The following is a 21,838-nucleotide window of genomic DNA, read 5'->3' on the forward strand; positions in this document are numbered from 1 at the left end:
GAGGTCATCGGCCGGGTGCGACGGCAGGCAGCGCGGCGTCGTAGCGGTCGAGCAGGACGGCGGCGATCCGCTCGTCGGGGAGCAGCGGTGCGGTGACGACGTCGGCCCCCGCACCGGCGAGCTTGTCGTGGAAGTGCCCCGGGGCGAGGAGGTAGGCGGCGATGACCACCTGCCGGGCGCCCCGGGACCGCGCCGCGGCGACGGCGTCGGGCACCGGCGGCGTGGCGGCCGAGCCGTAGCCGGTGGTCACCGGGCCGGCCCAAGAGCCCTGGAGGAGGGCGGCCGTGCGCTGGACGTCGGCCACCGACCGCGGGTCGCTGGAGCCGGCGGCGGCCAGCACGACGGCGGTACGGGGGTCGCCCGGGTCGGCACCGGACTCCCGCAGCCGGTCGTGCAGCACCGCGGCCAGCCGGGGGTCGGGGCCCAGCGGGCGGGCGGCGACCGCGGCGTCGTGCGCGGCGACGGCCCCGGCGATGTCGACGTGCACGTGGTAGCCGCCCGACAGCAGCAGCGGGACGACGACCGCGGGCCGCCTCTCGGCGGAGAGGCCGGCGACGACGTCGACGACGGTGGGTGGCTGCACGTCGACGAACGCCGCGGTCGTGACCAGCCCGGGGCGCTGGGCGCGGGCGGCGAGGGCCAGTTCGGCGATCAGCCGCCGGCCGGTCGGGTTGCGGGTGCCGTGGGCGCAGGCGACGAGGACCGGGGCGTTCACAGGGCGCGCGTGACGCCGCCGTCGACGGCGACCATCGTCCCGGTCAGGTAGGAGGCGGCGGGGGAGAGGGCGAAGGCCGCCACCCGCCCGAACTCCTCCGGGCGACCTACCCGGCGCAGCGGGATGGCTGCCTCGGTCCGGGCCCGCATCGCGGCGGCGTCACCGGATGCGGCCTCGATCTCGGTGATCCGGTCGGTGGCGATCGTGCCCGGGAGCAGCCCGAGCACCCGGATGCCGCGCGGCCCCAGCTCGTCGGCGAGGGCCTTGGCGGTCATCGCCAGCCCGGGGCGCAGCCCGTTCGAGATCGCCAGGTGGCCGATCGGCTGGCGCGCGGAGATGGAGAGGACGAAGACGATCGCGGCGCCGTCCGACAGGTGCGGGACGAGCGCCTTGACCAGGCGCAGCGGGCCGAGCAGCACGCTCTCCACGGCGGTCCGCCAGTGCTCCTCGGCGACGTCGAGCACGCTTCCGGGCGCCGGGCCGCCGACGGAGATCAGCGCGCCGTCGATGCTGCCCAGCTGCTCCCGGGCGGAGGCGACCAGCCGCTCGGCGGCGCCGGTGTCGGCCAGGTCGGCCGCGATGCCGGACGCCGCCGGCGCCCCACCCAGGGAGGCGACGGCGGCGTCCACGGACTCCGGCGTCCGGGAGCTGACCAGCACCCGGGCTCCGTCGTCGACGAGGGTCCGGGCGGTCGCGAAGCCCAGCCCCCGGCTCGCGCCGGTGAGCAGGTACCCGCGGCCGCCCAGACCCAGGTCCATCAGGCGGCCGAGCCGCGCAGCGAGCGGAGGACGTACTGCATGATCCCGCCGTTGCGGTAGTAGTTCGCCTCGCCGGGGGTGTCGATGCGCACCCGGGCGTCGAACTCGGTCGTCCGACCGTCCGATGCCTGAGCCTGGACCTTCACCGTGCGCGGGACCTCGCCGTCGTTCAGCGCGGTGATCCCGGTGATGGTGAACTCCTCGTCGCCGGTCAGGCCGAGCGACTCGCGGTCCTGGCCCTCGGGGAACTGCAGCGGCAGGACGCCCATGCCGATGAGGTTCGAGCGGTGGATGCGCTCGTAGCTCTCCGCGATGACGGCCTTGACGCCCAGGAGCGCGGTGCCCTTGGCGGCCCAGTCGCGGGAGGACCCGGAGCCGTACTCCTTGCCGGCCAGCACGACCAGCGGGATGCCGGCGTCGATGTAGGCGCGCGAGGCGTCGTAGATCGTCGTCGTCTCGCCGGTCAGGTGGTTCTTCGTGACGCCACCCTCGGTGCCGGGCACCAGCTGGTTGCGCAGCCGGATGTTGGCGAAGGTGCCGCGGATCATGACCTCGTGGTTCCCGCGGCGGGAGCCGTAGGAGTTGAAGTCGCGGCGGTCCACGCCGTGCTCGCGCAGGTACTTGCCCGCGGGGCTGTCGGCCTTGATCGAGCCGGCCGGGGAGATGTGGTCGGTCGTCACCGAGTCGCCGAGCACCGCCAGGGTGCGGGCGCCGGTGATGTCCTCGACCGGGGCCGGCTCGGCCGGCATGCCCTCGAAGTACGGAGGGCGCCGCACGTAGGTGCTGTCCTCGGCCCACTCGAAGGTGTCACCGGTCGGCGTGGGCAGGTTCTGCCACTGCTCGGTGCCGGCGAAGACGTCCTCGTAGCTGCGGCCGAACTGCTCCGCGGAGACGGCGTGGTCGATGACCCGCTGGACCTCCTGCGGCGAGGGCCAGATGTCGTGCAGGAAGACGTCGTTGCCGTCGGCGTCCTGACCCAGCGGGTCGTTGTTCAGGTCGACGTCCATGGAGCCGGCGAGCGCGTAGGCGATGACCAGCGGCGGCGAGGCCAGGTAGTTCATCTTGACGTCCGGGTTGATCCGGCCCTCGAAGTTGCGGTTGCCGGAGAGCACCGAGACGACGGCGAGGTCGGCCTCGTTGACCGCCTGGCTGACCGGCTCGGGGAGCGGGCCGGAGTTGCCGATGCAGGTCGTGCAGCCGTAGCCGACCAGGTAGAAGCCCAGCTTCTCCAGGTACGGGGTGAGCTCGGCCTTCTCGTAGTAGTCCATGACGACCTTGGACCCGGGGGCCAGCGTCGTCTTCACCCACGGCTTGCTGGTCAGCCCGCGCTCGACGGCGTTCTTGGCCAGCAGCGCGGCGCCGATCATCACCTGCGGGTTGGAGGTGTTGGTGCAGGAGGTGATCGCGGCGATCACGACGTGGCCGTGGTCGATCTCGGTCTCGGTGCCGTCCTCCATGACCACGCGGGTCGGCTTGGAGGGGCGCCGGCCGACGTCGTGGCCGTCGTAGTGGTGCGGCTTGCCGGCCTCGCCGTTGCCGTGGGTCTCGGCGATCGGGTCGGACGCCGGGAAGGTCTCGGCCACGGCCTCGTCGACCGAGGAGGTGACGCCGTAGGGCTTCTCCTGCGACGGGACGCCGGGCTTGCGGTCCTCGCCGCCGGTCTCGTCGTCGGCCACGTAGTCGGCCAGCGCCGCGCGGAAGGCCGGCTTGGCGTCGGTGATCGCGACGCGGTCCTGCGGGCGCTTCGGGCCGGCGATCGAGGGGACGACGGAGCCGAGGTCCAGCTCCAGGTACTCGGAGAAGGCCGGCTCGCGGGAGGCGTCGTGCCAGAGACCCTGCTCCTTGGCGTAGGCCTCGACCAGCTTGACCTGCTGCTCGTCGCGGCCGGTGAGCTTCAGGTAGGTGATGGTCTCCTCGTCGATGGGGAACATCGCCGCGGTGGAGCCGAACTCGGGGCTCATGTTGCCGATCGTGGCGCGGTTGGCCAGCGGCACCGCGGAGACGCCCTCGCCGTAGAACTCGACGAACTTCCCGACCACGCCGTGCTGGCGCAGCATCTCGGTGATGGTGAGGACGAGGTCGGTCGCGGTGGCGCCGTCCGGCAGCTGGCCGAAGAGCTTGAAGCCCACCACGCGGGGGATGAGCATCGACACCGGCTGCCCGAGCATCGCGGCCTCGGCCTCGATGCCGCCAACGCCCCAGCCCAGCACGCCGAGGCCGTTGACCATGGTGGTGTGGCTGTCGGTGCCCACGCAGGTGTCGGGGTAGGCGACCACGCGGTCACCCTCCTGGCGCGGGAAGACCACGCGCGCCAGGTGCTCGATGTTGACCTGGTGGACGATGCCGGTGCCCGGGGGGACGACCTTGAAGTCGCTGAACGCGCCCTGGCCCCAGCGCAGGAACTGGTAGCGCTCGCCATTGCGCTCGTACTCGATCTCGACGTTGCGCTGGAACGAGTCCTCGGTGCCGAAGACGTCGGCGATCACGGAGTGGTCGATGACCAGCTCGGCGGGGGCGAGCGGGTTGATCTTCTGCGGGTCGCCGCCGAGCTCGGCCATGGCCTCGCGCATGGTGGCGAGGTCGACGATGCAGGGGACGCCGGTGAAGTCCTGCATGACCACGCGGGCCGGGGTGAACTGGATCTCCTGGTCGGGCTCGGCCGACGGGTCCCAGTTGGCGATCGCCCGGATGTGGTCGGCGGTGATGTCCGCGCCGTCCTCCGTGCGCAGCAGGTTCTCGAGGAGGACCTTCAGGCTGAAGGGCAGCTTCTCCGCGCCCTCCACCGCGTCGAGCCGGTAGATGTCGTACTGGGTGCCGTCGACGTCGAGCGTCGACCGGGCCCCGAAGCTGTCCTTGCTGGCTGCCACTTCTCTGCGCCTACCCCTCGTGGTTCATCACGCGTCGTTGACCACCCCCGATCATCCCAGCCCGCGGCCGGGAGCACCGAGTCAGGCGACCCTTTCCTCACCCGGTGACCCCTGTCACGGGTCGGGAAACCGGGCCGGGAGCTCCGGGTGGCTCGCAACCCTCCCGTCCGCGCAGCCGCAGCAGCCCCACCGCTCGCCGGCCGACGGCGCGCCGCCGCCGCGTGTGCCGACCGTGCGTCGCGGTGCGGTTACGGTCCCGCGCCATGACCGCGGTCGACCCATCGGCACCCGCCCTGGCGGCGGCCCCGCCCGTCCTCCGGGACGCCGCGGCCGGCGCCGACGCCGCGGCCGGCGCGCCCGGCACGCGAGCCCGGGTGGTCGCCGGCGGGCTGTGGGGCGGCCTCCTGGTGGCGTTCGCGCTCACCTGCGCCGCGCGCGGCCTGCCGACCGACCGCGTGGTGCTGCTCGGGTGGGTGCTCGCCGGGCTGGCCGTGCACGCCGCCACGCAGGGCTGGCGCCGGGTGCTCCGCCTGCTGGCCGACTGGCTGCCGCTGGTGGCCGTGCTGCTGGCCTACGACGCGACCCGCGGGCTGGCCGACGGGCTCGGGGTGCCGGTGCACGTCCGCGAGGTGGCCGACGCGGACCGCTGGCTCACCGGCGGCGTGCTGCCCACGGTCTGGCTGCAGGAGCACGTGCAGGCCGACTGGTGGAAGGCCGTGGCGACGCTGGTCTACAGCAGCCACTTCGTCCTCACACCCGTGGTGCTCGCGGTGCTGTGGCTGCGCGACCGCGCGCGCTGGGCGCACTGCGCCCGCCTCGTGGTGGCGCTCTCCCTGGCCGGGCTCGTCACCTACGTGCTCTACCCGGCGGCGCCGCCGTGGCTGGCGGCCAAGCAGGGCGTCATCGAGCCGGTCGCACGGATCAGCAGCGCCGGGTGGGAGGTGCTCGGGCTGCCCCGTGCCGGGGTGCTGCTGGACACCAGCCAGGGCCAGGTCAACCTCGTCGCGGCGGTCCCCTCGCTGCACACCGCCTTCGCCGTCCTCATGTGCCTCGTGCTCCTGCCGCTGGCCCGGCGGGCCTGGCAGCGGGCCGCGCTGGTGGCCTACGCCGTCCTCATGCCCCTGGTGCTGGTCTGGTCGGGGGAGCACTACGTCGTCGACACCCTGCTCGGCGCCGCCTACGCGTGCGCCGTCGTGCTGCTGGCGCCGCCGGTCGGGCGCCTGGCCCGGGCAGGCTCGCAGCGCGCGGCCGCGGCGTTGCGCGTGCCCCTACCGTGGCAGGGGTGAGCGGCACCGTTCCCGACCCGCTGCCCGGCTGGTTGACCGCCGCGGGCCGGATCACCGTGCTCAGCGGCGCGGGCATCTCCACCGACAGCGGCATCCCCGACTACCGGGGCCCGAACGGCGTGTGGACGCGCGACCCGGACGCCGAGAAGCTGGTCACCCTCTCCTACTACGTGGCCGACCCCGACATCCGCCGCCGCGCCTGGCTGATGCGCCGCGACCTGGGCGCCCAGGACGTGCGGCCCAACGCCGGGCACGCCGCGCTCGTCTACCTCGAGCGGCAGGGCAGGCTGCGCGCGCTGGTCACCCAGAACGTCGACGGGCTGCACCAGGCGGCGGGCTCGGACCCCGCGCGGGTGGTGGAGATCCACGGCACCGTGCACGAGGTCGAGTGCCTGGGTTGCCACGCCCGGACGACGATGGCCGAGGCGCTGGACCGGGTGGCGGCGGGGGAGCCCGACCCGGCCTGCCGGGCCTGCGGGGGGATCCTCAAGTCGGCGACGATCAGCTTCGGGCAGCTGCTGGACCCCGACGTCGTCGAGGCCGCCGTGGAGGCCGCCGCCGACTGCGACGTGCTGCTCGCGGTGGGGACGTCCCTCCAGGTCCACCCGGCGGCGGGGCTGGTCGACGTCGCCGTCCGCCACGGGGCCCGCGTGGTGGTGGTCAACGCCGAGCCGACGCCCTACGACGACGTCGCCGACTTGGTCGTCCGCGAGCCGATCGGCACCGCGCTGCCCCGGCTGGTCGCCGGCGGCTGACCGCGTCCTCCCTCACCGCCGGGCGTCCTCCCGCACGGCCCACGGTGCGGGAGGACACCCCGTGATCAGGTCCCCTGATCCCGGCTGGAGCGGCGCCGGGCCGGCCGGGCGCCTCGCCGCTCGTCGCCGTCCCCGCCGAGCGCTAGCGTGACGGGGACCACGTCGACGGCCGGCCCGCGCCGGCCCAGCAGCCCGGGAGCCGGCATGCGCGTACCCCTGACCAGTCGCGACTTCCTCGACCGCGCGGAGCTCGTCTACGGCGACCGCGTCGGCATCGTCGACGAGCCGGCGCAGCCCGCGCCGTCCCTGGGCGAGGTGACCTACCGGGAGGTGGCCCGGCGCGGCCGCGCCCTGCAGGCCGGGCTCGACGCGCTGGGCGTCGGGGAGGGGGAGCGGGTGGCGATCGTCAGCCACAACGCCGCCCGGCTCCTCGAGGTGCTGCTGGCGGTGCCGTCGTCGGGCCGCGTCGCGGTCCCGATCAACTTCCGGCTGCAGCCCGAGGAGGTCGAGTACATCGTCGGCCACTCCGGCGCCCGGGTGCTGCTGGTCGACCCCGAGCTGGAGACCTCGCTCAAGGGCGTGCGCACCGACCACCGGTTCGGCACGGGGGAGGAGTACGAGCAGCTGCTCCGGTTCGACGACGAGGCGCGGCCGTGGTCGGAGCCCGACGAGGACGCCACGGCGACGATCAACTACACGAGCGGGACGACGGCGCGGCCCAAGGGCGTGCAGATGACCCACCGCAACATCTGGGTCAACGCGGTCACCTTCGGCATGCACATGCAGGTCAGCGACCGCGACGTCTACATGCACACGCTGCCGATGTTCCACTGCAACGGCTGGGGCCTGCCCTATGCCATGGCCGGCGTCGGCGCCCGCCAGGTGGTGATCCGCAAGATCGACGGCGCGGAGATCCTGCGCCGCGTCGACCAGCACGGCGTCACGGTGATGGCCGGGGCACCCGCCGTCTGGAACGCCGTCCTGGACGCCGCCGCCGACTGGGAGGGCGAGATCCCCGGGCGCGACCGGGTGCGGATCATCGTCGCCGGTGCGCCGCCGCCGTCCCGGACGATCGCCCGCGTCGAGGCCGAGCTCGGCTGGGAGTTCAACCAGATCTACGGCCTCACCGAGACCGCCCCGCTGCTGACCATCAACCGGCCGCGCGCCGAGTACGACGACCTCGACCCCGAGGAGCGCGCCAAGCGGCTCTCCCGCGCGGGCGTGCCGGCGATCGGCACCCGGATGGCGATCAGCGACAGCGGCGAGGTGCTGGCGCGCAGCAACACCGTGCTCGCCGGCTACTGGGAGAACCCCGACGCCTCGGCCGAGGCCCTCGAGGGCGGCTGGTTCCACACCGGCGACGGCGGATCGCTGGACGAGCACGGCTACCTGACGATCTCCGACCGCAAGAAGGACGTGATCATCACCGGCGGCGAGAACGTCTCCTCGATCGAGGTCGAGGACGTGGTGTTCAGCCACCCGGCGGTCGCGGAGGTCGCGGTCATCGGCATCCCCGACGAGAAGTGGGGCGAGATGGTCACCGCCATCGTCGTCCTGGCCGAGGGGGAGCAGGCCACGGAGGCGGACATCATCGCCCACTGCAAGGCGAGGATCGCCGGGTACAAGGCGCCCAAGCGGGTCGAGTTCCGCGACGAGCTGGCCCGCACCGCCACCGGGAAGATCCAGAAGTTCAAGCTGCGCGAGGACTTCTGGGCCGGCAGCGAGCGCAAGGTCAACTAGCCGGCGTCGTCCCACCTCCCGCCGTCTCACCCGACCTGGGGTCCCACCCGTCGGGGTGAGAGGCGTTCAACGACGTCCCCGTCCGCACCGATCACCAGCACGGTGGCGCCCTGCCCGGGCGCCGGTCGTCGATGTGCTGGAAGAGGTCGGACAACGTGGACAGCGCTATCCGGAGCGGTACGGCGCGCACCCCGGGGGCTCGCACGGTGCTGCGGGTCGCCGGGACGGCGCTCGCCGGCCTCCTCCTGCTCGGGCTCACCCCGGCGGTCGCGGAGGCGGCGCCCCGCCGCCCCAGCGACAGCCAGATCGCCGCCGCCGAGGAGCGCGCCGCTGCCGTCGCCGACCGCATCGGTGCGCTCAGCGGGCAGCTGGCGGACGCGCAGGCCGACGTGGACGCCGCCCGCGCCAGGTCGGCGATCGCGCTGGACGAGTACCAGGCGACGCAGGAGGCCTTCGAGGCGGCGCGGGCGCACGCCGACGCCGCCGCGGGTGCCTCGGCGCAGGCCGCGGCCGAGCTCGGTGTGGCCCGGGACGACGTCGTCGCCTTCGCGCGGCGCAGCTACATGGAGGGCAGCACCTACTCCGGCGCGGCGGCGCTGGTCACGGCCGGCGACCCGGGCCAGCTGATCGAGCGCGCCGCCCTGCTCGAGGCGGCCGGCGCGCACCGGACCGACGTCCTCGTCCGGGTCGCCGAGCTCAAGGTGACCGCCGACCGCGCCGACGCCGTGGCGCAGACCGCGCTGGTGGAGGCCGACGCGCTGCAGGCCGAGGCGACGGCCACGCTGGAGATCGCCCGCACCGCGGAGATCTCGGCCCGCGCCCAGGCGGCCAATCTCGCCACCGAGGAGCAGCAGCTCCAGCAGGAACTGACCGCCGCCCAGGAGGAGCTGCAGGACCTCGTCGGCGAGCGGGAGGCCGCGGAGCTCACGGCGACCGTCGTCGCGGCCCCGGCCCCAGCCCCGACCCCGGCCCCGACCCCGGCCCCGGCCCCGCAACCGGCCCCCGCTCCCGCCCCGGCCCCCGGGGGCGGCGACCGGCCGGTCAGCACCCCCGCGCCCGTCGGCTCCGGCGACGCCTCGGCGGCGCAGCAGGCCATCGACGCCGCCATGGCGCACCTCGGCCTGCCGTACGCCTGGGGCGGCGGCGGGACGCGCGGCCCCGGCCCCGGCCAGGACCCCGACGCGGGCGTCGTCGGCTTCGACTGCAGCGGCCTCACCCAGTACGCCTACGCCCAGGCCGGCATCCGCATCCCCCGGAACAGTCGGGACCAGTACGCCGCGCTGCCCAAGGTGGCCGGTGACGACCTGCGCCCCGGTGACCTGGTCTTCTGGGGCACCGACCCGGGCAACCCGCGCTCCATCACGCACGTCGCCCTGTACCTGGGCGGGAACAAGGTGGTGCAGGCCCCGCAGAGCGGCGACGTGATCAAGGTGTCGGCGATGTGGTGGCGCGGTTACGTTGGCGCCGTGCGCCCGAGCGCCCGCTGAGCGGCGGACCCACCGCCGGACGTGAGGCGTCGGGCAGCCACGGGGGGAGCTGCCCGACGCACCGCACACGCTAGCAGTCCCGGCCTGCCGTGGGCAGGCATATCGCGCTCCTGCGCAGTCGTTCCGCGAGGGGACGCACGGCGGGTCGCGACGGCGCGGCGGCACACGGCTCCGGTGTAGGACACTGGGCCGGGGCCGGCACGGCACGGCCCCGTCGACGGCCTGCCCGAGCCGGGTGGTCGCGGCCCGGCACGACCAGGGAGCCACGTGTCCAGCGCTGCCAGCACACCGACCGAGAGCGCACCCGCCCACCCGCAGGCGCCCGTGCCCCCCTCGGTCGACGCCGCCCGGCTGGAACGGGTGCTCTTCGAGATCAAGCGCGTCATCGTCGGCCAGGACCGCCTGGTCGAGCGGATGCTCGTCGCGCTCCTCGCCCGGGGCCACGTGCTGCTCGAGGGCGTGCCCGGGGTCGCCAAGACCCTCGCCGTCGAGACGCTGGCGACCGTCGTCGGCGGCACCTTCTCCCGGCTGCAGTTCACCCCCGACCTGGTGCCGGCCGACATCATCGGCACCCGCATCTACAAGGCCGGCCAGGACGCCTTCGACACCGAGCTCGGCCCCGTCTTCGCCAACTTCCTGCTCACCGACGAGATCAACCGCGCCCCGGCCAAGGTGCAGTCGGCGCTGCTTGAGGTCATGGCCGAGCGGCAGGTCTCCATCGGCGGCGTGACGCACCCGCTGCCCGACCCGTTCCTCGTGCTGGCGACCCAGAACCCGATCGAGAACGAGGGCGTCTACCCGCTCCCGGAGGCCCAGCGCGACCGCTTCCTCATGAAGGTGCTGGTCGACTACCCGAGCTCCGAGGAGGAGCGCGAGATCATCTACCGGATGGGCTCCCAGCCCCCGGTGGCCGAGACGGTGCTCGGCCCCGACGAGCTCCGCCGGCTGCAGCGGACCGCCTCGCAGGTGTTCGTCCACCACGCCCTCGTCGACTACGTCGTGCGCCTCGTCGTCGCCACCCGGTCGCCGCGCGAGCACGGCATGGAGGACGTCGCGACGTGGGTCTCCTACGGCGCGAGCCCACGGGCCTCGCTCGGGCTGATCGCGGCCGGCCGGGCACTGGCGCTCGTGCGCGGGCGGGACTACGTGCTCCCGCAGGACGTCCTCGACGTCACCGCCGACGTGCTGCGCCACCGGCTGGTGCTCTCCTACGACGCGCTCGCCGACGGCGTGCCGGCCGACCACATCGTCAAGCGGATCGTGCAGACCGTCCCGCTGCCGCAGGTGGCGCCCCGCCAGGGCGCCTCGGGCGGGGGCCCCGGCGTGCCGGGCGGGCCGTCGGTGCCCCAGGGGCAGGCCGGGCCCTTCTTCGGCCCGCCGCAGGGCATGCCGCAGGGCGGGCCGTGGGGGCAGAACGGCCCGCAGCCCCAGGCCGGCCCGCACTACGGCCACGGACCGCAGGGTGCCGGCCGGCCGGCGCCGGGCGAGCACGGCGCGCACGGCAGCCCCAACGGCGCACCCGGGTCGCAGCGGACGTGATCGGCCGCCGTCGCCGGGCGGAGCCGCCGCCGGCCGCGCCCGAGCACAAGGGGCTGCTGCTGCACCCGGCGACGCCGGGCTCGGGTACCGGCCCGGGAGGTGAGGACGGGGCGCCGCCGCGCTTCACCGACGGGCCGGCCGACGTGCTGCTCCGCCGCCTCGAGCTCACCGTGCGTCGCCGGCTGGACGGCCTGCTGCAGGGCGACCACCTCGGCCTCGTCCCCGGCTCGGGCAGCGAGGCGGGCGACTCGCGCACCTACCACCCCGGCGACGACGTCCGCCGCATGGACTGGCCGGTCACCGCCCGCACCCAGGTGGCGCACGTCCGGGAGACGATCGCCGACCGCGAGCTGGAGACGTGGGCGGTGGTCGACCTCTCGGCGAGCCTGGACTTCGGCACCGCGAACTGCCAGAAGCGCGACCTCGCGATCGCCGGGCTGGCGGCGGTCGGGCACCTCACCGTGCACGGCGGCAACCGGCTGGGCGCCGTCGTCACCACGGGGGAGCGGGTCGACCGGTACCCGGCGCTGCCCGGGCGGCTCGGGGCCGAGCGGCTGCTCCGCTCGGTGGTGGCGACGCCGCGGGCCGGCACCGGCCGCCGGGGCGACCTCGCCGCCGCCCTGGAGACCCTGCGCCGCCCCCCGCGCCGGCGCGGCCTGGTCGTGGTGATCTCCGACTTCCTGGGCGACGACGACTGGGAGCGGCCGCTGCGCGGCCTGGGCGCCCGGCACGATCTGCTGGCGGTCGAGGTCGTCGACCCCCGCGAGCTGGAGCTGCCCGACGTCGGCCTGCTCACCGTCGTCGACCCCGAGACCGGCCAGACGCTCGAGGTACCGACCGGCGACGCCGAGTTCCGTGCCCGGTACGCCGAGGGCGCCGCCGCCCAGCGCGCGCGGGTGGCCGCGGCGCTGCGCCGGGCCGGGGCCGGCCACCTGCAACTGCGGACCGACCGTGACTGGCTCATGGACGTCGTCCGCTTCGTCGCCGAACGCCGGCGTGCCGGCAGCGGAGGGGCCTCCCGATGACGTTCCAGTCCCCGTGGTGGCTGCTGGCCCTGCTGGTGGTCGCCCTGCTGGTGGCCGTCTACGTGGTGCTGCAGCTGCGGCGGAAGGCCTACGCCGCCCGGTTCACGAACGTGGCGCTGCTCGGCTCGCTGGTGCCCAAGCGGCCCGGCTGGAAGCGGCACCTGGCGTTCGGGCTGGTCGCGCTCGGCCTGGCCACGCTCGTGGTGTCGCTCGCCGTGCCCAGCACCGAGGTGCGGGTGCCGCGGGAGCGGGCGACCGTCGTCATGGCCGTCGACGTCTCCCTCTCCATGGAGGCCGAGGACGTCGAGCCGACCCGGTTCCAGGCGATGCAGCGGGCGGCGACCGAGTTCGTCGACGTGCTGCCCGAGCGGATCAACCTGGGCCTGGTGACCTTCGCCGGCACGGCCACCACGGTGGTGCCGCCGACCACCGACCGCGCGCAGGTGGCGGTCGCCATCGAGAACCTGGACCTCGCGGAGGCGACGGCGATCGGCGAGGCGGTCTTCACCTCGCTGGCCGCGATCGAGAACTTCCAGGCCTCGCTGGAGAGCAGCGGCCAGGAGCCGCCGCCGGCCCGGATCGTGCTGCTGTCGGACGGCACCAATACCGTCGGCCGGGACGACACGCAGGCCATCGAGGCCGCGCGCGCCGCCGGGGTCCCGGTCTCCACGATCGCGTTCGGCACCGACTACGGCACCCTCGACATCGACGGCGAGCGGGTGCCGGTGCCGGTGGACCGCGCGGCGCTCGAGGAGATCGCCGACCAGACCGGCGGCAGCTACAGCGAGGCCGCCAGCGCCGCGGAGCTGGAGCAGGTGTACGCCGACCTGGGCAGCCAGATCGGTTACACCACCGAGCCGAAGGACATCAGCCCGTGGTTCGTGCGGGCCGGCGTCCTGGTGGTGCTGATCGGCGCCGTCCTCAGCCTCTTCTGGACCAACCGCCTCATCTGAGAACGGACCCCGCCGCCCCCACCGCTCGCGGCAGGCCCCTGCGGCGGGGCCGTTCCAGCCGGTTACCGGGCGGGGTCGAGGACGAGCTTGCCGGTGGTGCGGCGGGCGAGCAGGTCCTGGTGGGCGTCGGCGACGGCGGAGAGCGGGTAGCGGCCGCCGACGACGGGCTTCAGCTCACCGGCGTCGACCATGGCCAGCAGGTCGGTCATCGCGTCGTCCATCATCTGCGGGCGGGCCATGCAGTGCGCCAGCCAGAAGCCGATGACCGCGCGGCTCTTCTGCATCAGGATGCCGGGCGGGACGGCGTGGGTCTGCTGCCGCGCGGCCATGCCGTAGGTGACCAGCCGGCCGAACGGCGCGAGCGCCGACAGCGAGCCGCTGAACACGTTGCCGCCGGTCATCTCCAGCACGATGTCGACCGGCTTGCCGCCGTTGGCCTCGCGGAGGGCGCCGGTGAAGGCCTTCGGGTCGTCGTCGGCGAGCGCCGGGTCGACGGTCGCGTGCGCGCCGAGCTCCTCGGCGAGCTGCCGCTTCTCCGGGCTGGAGGCGGTGGCGATCACCCGGCCGGCGCCCCAGCGGCGGGCCAGCTGGACGGCGAGCGAGCCGACCCCACCGGCGCCGGCGATGACGACGACGGCTTCGCCCTCGGCGAGGTGCGCGCTGGTGCGCAGCAGGTGCCAGGCGGTCGAGCCCTGGAGGACGACGGCGAGGGCCTGCTCGTCGCTCACGCCGTCGGGCACGGCCCAGGTGAGGAAGTCGTGGGCCACGACCTTCTCGGCGTAGCCGCCGCCGTCGAGCAGGCCGACGACCCGCTGCCCGCCGCCGACAGGGGTGCCGACGAACTCCGCACCCGGGATCAGCGGCAGCTTCTGCTCGGCGAGGTAGCTGTTCTCGATCTGGTGGGTGTCGGCAAAGTTGACTCCTGCCGAGCTCACCTCGTAGAGCTGCTGACCGGGCCCCGGGACGGGATCGGGCAGGTCGACGATGTCCATGACCTCGGGGCCGCCGAAGCGGGTGATCTGCACAGCACGCATGCCGTGACCCTAGGTCTTCGGGGTCGCGGCGCCCTCGGGGCAGTGGCATGCCGCTCCGCAGGCAGTCAGCCAAGGTTGAGAACCGTCGTACCCATGGCAGAGGCTGCTCCCATGCGCGGGAGGCGACCAGGTTCGAACCCGGGCCCCGCCCTGCGCATGACTCTCGCCTTCGGTCCTAATGACGAGCGGGTCGATATCCGCAAGCCGGAGGCCTACGAACGTTGGCACAGCCGGGGTGGACTCCGCTGCGTCGGTTGTGGCGAGCCGGTTCATCCCTTCTTGCGAGGTGAACGGGTGTGGCTGCGCCACAACGCCGTTGACGCCGAGCAGCGGCACGGGGCCACCGGTGCAGCAGGGCGGGAGAGTGAGGAGCACGTCGCCCTGACTTGGTGGATCCATGACTGTCTTGAGGCGCAGAGCCTCTCGCCCAAGTACGACCGGACCGTCGGTGAGCTGCGCCCGGATGTCTACGTGGAGATTCAAGGGCGGAAGCTCGCCTACGAGGTGCAACTGTCGCCCATCCCCCTTGAGACGGCACATCGTCGCACTGAGTCGCTGCAGCACCAGGGATATGAGGTCCTCTGGGTGACGCGAAACGTCAACTGGGTGGACCGGCTTCCGTCCGTGGGACTACGCGCGGAGACGGAGAAGCCCGATCACTACGCGACCACTGAAGTGCATGGCGTCTACTACTCCGTGATGGAGGGCTATCTGTCCTTGGACCGCAGGACCCGGAGATTGCAGCCAGGGTTGCGGCGCCCTGCGCTGGCGACCTTCTTAAGAGACCACCTGGCGAAGACGGTGGACTGGGGCCCGGTGCAACAGACTGCTGACGGCGTACAGAACGGCTGGGCATCGATGACCGACTGGAAGCAGCACACAGAATGGCAGGCTCGCCGAATAGCCGAGCTCGAGGCGAGGCTGGACGAGGGCGCCGGCGTGCGGTCTGACTTGCGGCGTCGGCTAGGGGCGCTTGACGCAACCGCGCGCCGCTGGCAGCGCGACCTCGTCGAAGCGCAGGCGGCGCTCGATCAGCGGACCAGTGAGCTGGATCATGAGCGAGCACGAGTCGCTGAAGCGGAGCAGCGTTTCCTCGCAGCAAGTCGAACGGCGTCACAGTGGCGGCATAGGTACGAGGCCCTGCAGAAGGAGCTCATGAGCACGGCCTACCGACGTTGGAGGTTCAGGGCCTCGCTGAAGTCATCCCAGTGACTCCGCAATCGGCCGCCGTGGAATCCCTGGGCGATCAGGTGCCTGAGCCTTCTCGAACGGACGAGCCGGTCGAGCGCATGCCCGACCGGCTCGTTCTCCGCGTGGCGTTCGACTGGAGCGACTCCTTAGGGCGCGCCGAGGCCGTAGGTGAAGGAGCCGCTCGACCAGTTCATGGTGGCGTTGTATTTGTACCCACTCATCGTTCCGTCGCCGTTGTCCACGTTGGCGACAAAGCACGCGAAAACGGTCGTCTGCTCCGTGAGGTCGTCCGTCGAACCGCCGCCAACCGGAGAGCAACTCACGTCAATTATCGGACCGTCGATGATGTCGTCAGCCGCATGGCCCTCGGCCATCGCCTTGACGCTCGCCTCGATCTCTGTGACCGACGCGCGCCTCGCGCTGCGCTCCCCCTCGTCCCTTCTTTCCTGAGCAGCCGCAGCAGCGGCGTCCTCGCGCTCTTGTTGTTCGCGTTCTTCGGCCGCGGCCTTCTCCTCAGCGGCTGCGGCTTCTGCTGCGGCCACCCGTGCATCATTGGCCGACTTCCAGGCGATACCGCCGCCGATAACGCCAAGGAGAACCGCCACCGCTCCGGCGATCGCAAGCCACTTGCCGACCCGCCGCTTCTTCGGCGCCATACTGGCTTCCGGGGTGGCCATGCCGGTTTCGGCAGGGGCGGTGGGTGGAGGTAGTGCCAGCCACTGCTCACCGTCCCAGTACCGCTGTTCGCCGGTCGGGGTGGGATACCAGCCCGCGCCCGGAGCCATCCCGGGCATACGGTCGTTGCTCGCATAGCCGATGGTGGCTTCGGGCGTGCCGGTCTCCGGCGCGCCGTCAGGAGGCGTTGTGCTCATGCGAGCACATTCGCACAGGCACTGAAGATTGAGCAGAGTGCCACCCCGTAAGTGGGGCTGTAGGACTTGCCGAACAATGAAGCGTGAACGGTTGCTAATTCCGGAGCGATGTCGCAGCTGCCCGTCACGGCGTCTGCTGTGGGGAGGGGGCGGACTCATCGACCTGAGCCCGGCCTCCGTCAGGCTTAGAGAGAAGCTGGCCCGACGTGGTGGGTGTCGGCAAAGTTAACTCCTGAGGAGCTGACCTCGTAGAGTTGCTGGCCGGGCCCCGGGGCGGGGCGGGCAGGTCGACGACGTCGAGAACTTCGGGACCGCCGAAGCGGGTGATCTGCACGGCTCGCATGCCGCGACACTAGGTCCTCGATCGCTGCTGGCTTCGCCCCGCGGTGTAGGCCACCTGTCGAGAACGGTCATCAACCGGATCTGACACTGGCGCTCCCCGCGGTGGAGGACCGCGGCGCCCGCCGTGTCTTTCCGGCCGGCGACTTACCACTGGGGCAGGACCCGCTTGCACGCCTAGCTCCTGCTGAGATCGGACCACTAGCCAGGCTTGTCGAATACGCCCTGGATGAACACCGTGCGCCCGGCGTCGGTGTTGCGCCCGGAGTTACTCATCTTGACGGCTGCCTGTTCTCCCAGCACGAGATGCATTCCAAGCGGAGGAGGGGGGGCGCTGGAGCCGCTCGCAGCCGACGCTTGCGCGTTCGCCTGCTGTGCCTTGCGCGCCGCCACGATGTCGGCGGTAATGTCGCGCCAGGTGCGCTCCAGGAGACCTGCACCGCGGATCAACCCTCGGAGGGATTCCGCGTCGGCCAGATGGCTCTGGTTGGCGCGGCTCGCCCATGGGACCGGAAGCTCGATCGGCTCGCCGTTCCCCGCGCAGATTTCCTGGCAGACGAACAGCCCGCCCGGCCTGAGTACCCGGGCGATTCCGGAATACAGGCGGCGCTTGTCCCGGATGTTCATCTGCATTTGTATCGTCCACACCACGTCGAAGCTGGACGCGGCGAACGGAAGCTCCAGGGCATCACCCGCCTGAAAGCGGGTGCGATCGGACAACCGCGTCATCCGAGAAAGGGCGTTGGCCACCCCGCAGAATTCAGGCGAGAGATCGATGCCTGTCACGTCGCAACCCAAAGTTGCGGCGAGGTAACGCGCCGGGCCGCCCAACCCGCTGCCCACGTCGAGCACTCGCGATCCTGGCGGAATCTTTGCAAGCTCCACCAATGCGCGCGTGGCCGAACGTCCCGCGGAGTGAAACTCGTCGGCCGGCGCGAGATCTTCGTGCGTGACCGAGTCCAGGTCCTTGCCGAGAGCTTGCAACCCCGCCACGATTGGCGGCAGAAGTCCGCCCGGCTCGTAGTGACGAAGCATTTCCTCGTGCGACTCGCCCATGGACGCAAATCCTCCGCGGATTTCGGGGAGCCGTCAACGCCGGGGTCCATGAACATGCGGCCGCGCTCCTGCAGCTTCCATAGCGCGTAGGCAACCGCTTCCCCGTCCTCGGCGGAGACAAGCACAGCGGAATGCCCATCCGGATGCCGCCAGCGGCTGCGCCCGGCCCCTAGAAGCGCACGTCGGCAGGTTGGCCGGCTGTCGCGGCCGCCACCTCCGGGTGTTGTCGGTGGCTCATGGCATCGTCCTCAGCTAGTGCTGAACGACCGAGCGGGGGACACGCGTTGAACCTGGACTGGCTTCCGGCCTTCACGGTATGGACGCCGGACGATTGGTCGGCTTTCGGGACAAATGTGACCGCCTTTATCGCGGTCGCCGCTGGCCTGGTGGCATGGCGACAACTCCGCGAAGCGCGCAAGCTTCGAGAGGAGCAAGCTCAGCCATACGTGGTCTGCTACGCCGAAAAGACCCCCGGCCACGATCAGTCTGTTGACATCGTTATTAGAAACTTCGGAACGACGGTGGCTCGTGACGTCGAGTTGACAGTGCAGCCGTCGTTGATGCGAAGCGGTCACGCTGGACGCGAGCCCGAGCAGGTTCATCTGCCTGCGCAGATCCCAGCTTTGGTGCCCGGGCAGGAGTGGCGGACCTGGTGGGACCTCGGCACTGCGCGCGTTGACTTCCCCGACCTGCCCGACCTGCCCGACCGTCATGACGTTCTGGTGACCTATCAGGACAGTAAGGGCAAGCCACTGCCGAGCACGCCGTCGGTTCTTGACTGGCGCGACTTCTCCACCCGCGAATGGCTCGTGACCAAGGGAGTGCATGAGATCGCCACCGCTTTGCAGGAGATTCGCCGAACGGTGAAGAGCTTCCAAAACAGCGGACGTGGCGGGATGGCTGTGTTCGTGCGAGATGGAGATGCCGCCGATCAGCGGCAGCGGGAGGCAAGGGCGACAGCCAAGGCGAAGCATGAGGAGTTGACGCGGCAATTGCTGCCCGGCCAGGAGTCCAGCCGGGCTCCCGGGCAGTCGTCCGAGGCGGAAGCTGTCGATCCTGAGCCCGACGTGCCGTCTTAATCTAGCTAGCGTTCGCCCGGCTACCAGGCTCGGCTGTGCCCTTCGGGAATGGGCTTCTTCAGCCAGTACTCATCCTCCCGAACGGCAGTCACCTCCCAGCCCTAAAGCCCGAGTTCGTCGAGCAGCGCCAAGACGTTCCGTAGTCCGCTGTCCAACAAGTTCGTCTGCAAGCCGGTCACTGAGGGCGTCAGCACCAACTGACTGCCTTCGACGTTGACCACGACGTTTGTCCACCTGTCCATGCTCCGGACGGTAAGTGGACACAGGGGTGTTCACGGAAGTGGACAGCCAGCGACACGCCGCAAACAGCTGCTCAGGCGCAGGCGTGACAGGACCTTTGCGCGGCCCCAGGCGGTGGCGGCCACCGGTCAGGCCTCAGCTGTTCGCTGCCGGCCTGCCTGCTATCAACACTCGGCTATCGCACCGAACTATGGCTGCCCCGAGCATGGGAAGGGGCGAGACGGTAAGCACACCGTTCACCTCCGCTCGACGCGGGCTGTCAACCGCGGACAAGACGCAAGGGCGTGAGAGTTAACGCTCGCGTCGGTGGTGGGTGTCGGCGTAGTTCACGCCGGCGGTGGAGACGTCGTGCAGGGTCTGGCCCGCACCCGCCTCCGGCTCGGGGACGTCGACGACGGTCAGGACCTCGGGGCCACCGAACTCGGTGATCTGGACTGCGCGCATGGGGGCGAGGCTATGGCCTGCTCACCCCCGGACGTCGTTCCGGCCGGTCCCGTTGGTGTGCTCGGCCGCGGCGCGGTGGTCAGCTGCCGGTGAGCCGCTGCAGCCGGGTGGTCAGCGCGGACCGCCGGTCGGCGTTGCCGTGCAGGTCCACGTACCGCTGCCCGAAGCTGGCCAGCAGCGTGTCGTCCAGCCGGCGCACGGCACCCGGGGGATAGCGGTAGTCCATCCGGGCGGTGATGCCGCTGTCGTCGACACCGCGGAGTACCTCACCCAGCTCCACCAGGCTGGTCACGCCCAGTTCGAGCAGCAGACCGGAGATCCAGGTGTAGTGGTCCGGGCGCGACCAGCCGGCGTCGGCGTACTGCCCGGCCAGGAAAGCAGCCAGTTCCCGGGGCGCGATCCGAGGGTCGTCGGGGTCGATGTCGTCGGCCTCGTCGCTGGGAACCGGTGCCCGGAGGCGTTCGCGGATCGCGGTGAACTGCTGATCGGCCAGCTCCAGCAACCCGGCGGCCAGGGTGAACCGGCGGTCGAACTCGGGAGCGTGCTCGTCCGGCACCGTGCCCTTGTAGCGGATGTCGTGCTCGAACTCGGCCCACGCGTGCTGCAGGACCGTGCGCACCTGCACCTGCACCACGCGCCCCACCAGCTCTGGCAGCTCGTCCGCCCGGCTCGGGTCCACGCCGATCAGCAGGTGCCGGCTGGAGTAGCCGAACCGGCCCTGCTGCGCGGTCCGCCGACCCATGTCGAGGTCGTCGATTACCTGCACCTGCGCGGCCAGCAGCTCGGCGACCGCCTCCACGTCGCTCTGCACGTAGGTGATCACCCGCACGCCGATCTGGTCGGTGATCTCCCGTGCCGGGTCCGGGTAGGCAGGCACCCCGTCGACCGTGCGGGCCGCCTTCTCCGCGAACGAGGCGATGCTCTTGGTCCGCCCGGTCACCGACAGGTAGTTGATCCCGGCGTCGTCGAGCACCCCGGTGACGAGCGCGAGCGCCTGCGCGCCGGCGACCAGGGTCTCGGGCCGGCCGTCGGCGTACGCCTGGATGGCCTGCTGCACCGGGTCGGGCGGGGGTGCGGCGACCCGGGGGCCGGGCTGCAAGTCCGGCGGCAGGGTCGGGGTCACGATGGCGCCGCCGGCCGCGTCGCCGTAGGTGGTCACCTCGTCCGGGCGCCGGACGGCGATCCATCCCACGTAGGCGCACACCACGGCGTCGACCTGGTCCTCCGCCACCCGCAGCTCGCTCTTGCGGGTGGCGGCCTGCACCTGCTGGCGCAGCGCGGCGAACGGTGCACCGAGGTCGAGCTCGACCACCGCGCCCAGCAGGTCGATGAGCAGCAGCAGCTCCGCACGCATCTGCTCGAGCGCCCGGCCCGGCTTGTTCTTGTACTTCAGCGTGCGGCCCAGCCGGAACAGCGCCACCGTCGCCGCGTGCGGGTACACCTCGATCGCCCGGCGGTCGCGGCCCGAGCGGGGGTCCAGGTCCAGCCGCAGGCGCCGGCCGATCCGCCCGCCGCGGGTGTCACCATCGGTGAACTCGGGTCTGCGGGTGTTCGTCGGGTGCGCCCCGGCCTGGAACCTTGCGAAATCGGCGTTGAGCGCCCGCTCGGCGGCGCGGTTCCCGGTGGCGTTGGTGACCACCAGCGGGGCGTCGATCGCCACAATGCACGGGCCGGCGGTGAACGGGGCCAGCGCGGTCTCGATCTCCTCGTCGGTGCGCACCGCGCTGACGTGCACCAGCCGGCCGGCGTCGTCCAGCACGGCGAGGCCGGTGGGTTGCTTGAGCCCCCAGGCGAGGTCGATCCCGATGTGGTGCACGAGGTCAGCATGCCCGGCCCCGCAGCTGGTCGGGGCTCGTCCCGTGAGACCTGCCTGGCGTGTGCGAGTCACGATCTGCCCGAGATCCCTCGGCTGAGCGCCGTTCCACTGGCCGGCTGTTCACCGGGTGGACGAACCGCGGGGACATGGACCAGTTGCGCGTAAGCGTGACGACACGGAGTCGCCGCATGCGCGGCTCCCCGAGACGCCCGCCCGCAGGCCGTGAGGTCAGTTGCGAGACAGCCGGTGGGTGTCGGCATAATTCACGCCAGCGGTGGAGACGTCGTAGACCTTCTGGCCGGGGCCGGCCTCCGGCTCGGGGACGTCGAAGACGTCGAGGACCTCGGGACCGCCGAAGCGGGTGATCTGCACGGCACGCATGAGCAGCAGGCCAGGGCCTCGCCAACGTCGCGCGGGTCGCAGTTCTGACGAGTACGGCCGCGCGGTCAGCCGAGCCGAGGACAACCGACCCGTCTCCGTGAGCCCGCCGCCCCTCGCTCAGGTGACCGGCCGGACACCTGGTCGCCAACGCTCATGGGGTCGCGGTGATGCGCCGAACGGGAACCCGGGTGGGCCGGGCTCCCGACAGCTCGTCGCCCCCGTCCTTCGCGCGCTGGACGTCCCCATGGGACGCGGGCGCCG

18 protein-coding genes and 1 pseudogene are annotated in these 21,838 nt (G+C 72.2%); 9 read left to right on the plus strand and 10 right to left on the minus strand.

Annotation, left to right across the window (positions count from 1 at the left end; translation table 11 throughout):
* Positions 1-4 precede the first annotated feature (4 nt).
* Genes ACI79P_RS08080 through ACI79P_RS08090 form a run of 3 tightly spaced genes read right to left on the minus strand, consistent with a single transcriptional unit; the run spans position 5 to position 4,340 of the window.
* Positions 5-715 carry a sirohydrochlorin chelatase gene (locus ACI79P_RS08080; protein WP_456580517.1) on the minus strand — a complete coding sequence of 237 codons (711 nt, stop codon included), beginning with the start codon at positions 713-715 and terminating at the stop codon, positions 5-7.
* Positions 712-1,473, minus strand: coding sequence for an SDR family oxidoreductase (locus ACI79P_RS08085; RefSeq protein ID WP_456580518.1), 762 nt, complete (start codon positions 1,471-1,473; stop codon positions 712-714). Before ACI79P_RS08085 ends, ACI79P_RS08080 begins: the two co-directional genes overlap by 4 nt.
* A complete protein-coding gene (locus ACI79P_RS08090; RefSeq protein ID WP_456580519.1) occupies positions 1,473-4,340 on the minus strand; it encodes an aconitate hydratase in 2,868 nt (955 codons plus the stop codon). Before ACI79P_RS08090 ends, ACI79P_RS08085 begins: the two co-directional genes overlap by 1 nt.
* A gap of 263 nt (positions 4,341-4,603) precedes the next feature.
* Between ACI79P_RS08090 and ACI79P_RS08095 the strand changes: the two genes are divergently transcribed.
* The 7 genes from ACI79P_RS08095 to ACI79P_RS08125 all read left to right on the plus strand — a co-directional run bounded on the left by ACI79P_RS08095 (position 4,604) and on the right by ACI79P_RS08125 (position 13,125).
* Complete coding sequence (locus tag ACI79P_RS08095) at positions 4,604-5,626, plus strand: phosphatase PAP2 family protein (protein ID WP_456580520.1); 1,023 nt, start codon at positions 4,604-4,606, stop codon at positions 5,624-5,626.
* Positions 5,623-6,381, plus strand: a complete 759-nt coding sequence (locus ACI79P_RS08100; RefSeq protein WP_456580521.1) for an SIR2 family NAD-dependent protein deacylase — start codon at positions 5,623-5,625, stop codon at positions 6,379-6,381. Before ACI79P_RS08095 ends, ACI79P_RS08100 begins: the two co-directional genes overlap by 4 nt.
* A gap of 204 nt (positions 6,382-6,585) precedes the next feature.
* Positions 6,586-8,121, plus strand: coding sequence for a long-chain-fatty-acid--CoA ligase (locus ACI79P_RS08105; protein WP_456580522.1), 1,536 nt, complete (start codon positions 6,586-6,588; stop codon positions 8,119-8,121).
* Positions 8,122-8,276: 155 nt separating this feature from the next.
* Complete coding sequence (locus tag ACI79P_RS08110; RefSeq protein WP_456580523.1) at positions 8,277-9,608, plus strand: NlpC/P60 family protein; 1,332 nt, start codon at positions 8,277-8,279, stop codon at positions 9,606-9,608.
* Positions 9,609-9,875: 267 nt separating this feature from the next.
* The gene (locus tag ACI79P_RS08115) at positions 9,876-11,147 is read left to right on the plus strand and encodes an AAA family ATPase (RefSeq protein ID WP_456580524.1); all 1,272 of its coding nucleotides are present in this window, start codon (positions 9,876-9,878) and stop codon (positions 11,145-11,147) included.
* Complete coding sequence (locus ACI79P_RS08120) at positions 11,144-12,172, plus strand: DUF58 domain-containing protein (protein ID WP_456580525.1); 1,029 nt, start codon at positions 11,144-11,146, stop codon at positions 12,170-12,172. Before ACI79P_RS08115 ends, ACI79P_RS08120 begins: the two co-directional genes overlap by 4 nt.
* On the plus strand, positions 12,169-13,125 hold the full coding sequence (locus tag ACI79P_RS08125; RefSeq protein ID WP_456580526.1) for a VWA domain-containing protein: 957 nt from the start codon (positions 12,169-12,171) through the stop codon (positions 13,123-13,125). Before ACI79P_RS08120 ends, ACI79P_RS08125 begins: the two co-directional genes overlap by 4 nt.
* Positions 13,126-13,187: 62 nt before the next feature.
* Here ACI79P_RS08125 and ACI79P_RS08130 read toward each other — a convergent pair whose 3' ends face one another.
* The gene (locus tag ACI79P_RS08130) at positions 13,188-14,159 is read right to left on the minus strand and encodes a quinone oxidoreductase family protein (protein ID WP_456580527.1); all 972 of its coding nucleotides are present in this window, start codon (positions 14,157-14,159) and stop codon (positions 13,188-13,190) included.
* 294 nt (positions 14,160-14,453) lie between these two features.
* Here ACI79P_RS08130 and ACI79P_RS08135 point away from each other — a divergent pair, with 294 nt between their 5' ends.
* Positions 14,454-15,371: a competence protein CoiA family protein gene (locus ACI79P_RS08135; RefSeq protein WP_456580528.1), complete on the plus strand. Its 918-nt coding sequence runs from the start codon at positions 14,454-14,456 to the stop codon at positions 15,369-15,371.
* 125 nt (positions 15,372-15,496) lie between these two features.
* Here the strand turns inward: ACI79P_RS08135 and ACI79P_RS08140 are convergent, their stop codons facing one another.
* The 3 genes and pseudogenes from ACI79P_RS08140 to ACI79P_RS08150 form a co-directional block, all read right to left on the minus strand.
* Positions 15,497-16,222 (minus strand): DUF2510 domain-containing protein, encoded by a 726-nt coding sequence (locus ACI79P_RS08140; protein ID WP_456580529.1) that lies wholly within the window; start codon positions 16,220-16,222, stop codon positions 15,497-15,499.
* Positions 16,223-16,762: 540 nt separating this feature from the next.
* Positions 16,763-17,617: an SAM-dependent methyltransferase gene (locus ACI79P_RS08145; protein WP_456580530.1), complete on the minus strand. Its 855-nt coding sequence runs from the start codon at positions 17,615-17,617 to the stop codon at positions 16,763-16,765.
* Between the two features lie 47 nt (positions 17,618-17,664).
* A pseudogene (locus ACI79P_RS08150) lies at positions 17,665-17,742 on the minus strand (hypothetical protein); the annotation flags it as partial.
* A gap of 159 nt (positions 17,743-17,901) precedes the next feature.
* Here ACI79P_RS08150 and ACI79P_RS08155 point away from each other — a divergent pair.
* Positions 17,902-18,696, plus strand: a complete 795-nt coding sequence (locus tag ACI79P_RS08155; protein ID WP_456580531.1) for a hypothetical protein — start codon at positions 17,902-17,904, stop codon at positions 18,694-18,696.
* 531 nt (positions 18,697-19,227) lie between these two features.
* Here ACI79P_RS08155 and ACI79P_RS08160 read toward each other — a convergent pair.
* The 3 genes from ACI79P_RS08160 to ACI79P_RS08170 form a co-directional block, all read right to left on the minus strand.
* Positions 19,228-19,380 (minus strand): Zn-dependent oxidoreductase, encoded by a 153-nt coding sequence (locus ACI79P_RS08160; protein WP_456580532.1) that lies wholly within the window; start codon positions 19,378-19,380, stop codon positions 19,228-19,230.
* Between the two features lie 79 nt (positions 19,381-19,459).
* Entirely contained in the window at positions 19,460-21,196 is a 1,737-nt protein-coding gene (locus ACI79P_RS08165; protein WP_456580533.1) for a DUF429 domain-containing protein, read from the minus strand.
* Positions 21,197-21,424: 228 nt separating this feature from the next.
* Positions 21,425-21,577: a Zn-dependent oxidoreductase gene (locus ACI79P_RS08170; protein WP_456580534.1), complete on the minus strand. Its 153-nt coding sequence runs from the start codon at positions 21,575-21,577 to the stop codon at positions 21,425-21,427.
* Positions 21,578-21,838 lie beyond the last annotated feature (261 nt).

The organism is Blastococcus sp. SYSU DS0510, assembly GCF_054050835.1.

What these genes read in the sequence shown, in the direction of transcription:
- ACI79P_RS08145 (WP_456580530.1), bottom strand. Translation starts at nt 17,617, where the DNA reads ATGGGCGAGTCGCACGAGGAAATGCTTCGTCACTACGAGCCGGGCGGA.
- ACI79P_RS08140 (WP_456580529.1), bottom strand. Translation starts at nt 16,222, where the DNA reads ATGAGCACAACGCCTCCTGACGGCGCGCCGGAGACCGGCACGCCCGAA.
- ACI79P_RS08105 (WP_456580522.1), top strand. Translation starts at nt 6,586, where the DNA reads ATGCGCGTACCCCTGACCAGTCGCGACTTCCTCGACCGCGCGGAGCTC.
- ACI79P_RS08160 (WP_456580532.1), bottom strand. Translation starts at nt 19,380, where the DNA reads ATGCGCGCAGTCCAGATCACCGAGTTCGGTGGCCCCGAGGTCCTGACC.
- ACI79P_RS08095 (WP_456580520.1), top strand. Translation starts at nt 4,604, where the DNA reads ATGACCGCGGTCGACCCATCGGCACCCGCCCTGGCGGCGGCCCCGCCC.
- ACI79P_RS08125 (WP_456580526.1), top strand. Translation starts at nt 12,169, where the DNA reads ATGACGTTCCAGTCCCCGTGGTGGCTGCTGGCCCTGCTGGTGGTCGCC.
- ACI79P_RS08085 (WP_456580518.1), bottom strand. Translation starts at nt 1,473, where the DNA reads ATGGACCTGGGTCTGGGCGGCCGCGGGTACCTGCTCACCGGCGCGAGC.
- ACI79P_RS08130 (WP_456580527.1), bottom strand. Translation starts at nt 14,159, where the DNA reads ATGCGTGCTGTGCAGATCACCCGCTTCGGCGGCCCCGAGGTCATGGAC.
- ACI79P_RS08170 (WP_456580534.1), bottom strand. Translation starts at nt 21,577, where the DNA reads ATGCGTGCCGTGCAGATCACCCGCTTCGGCGGTCCCGAGGTCCTCGAC.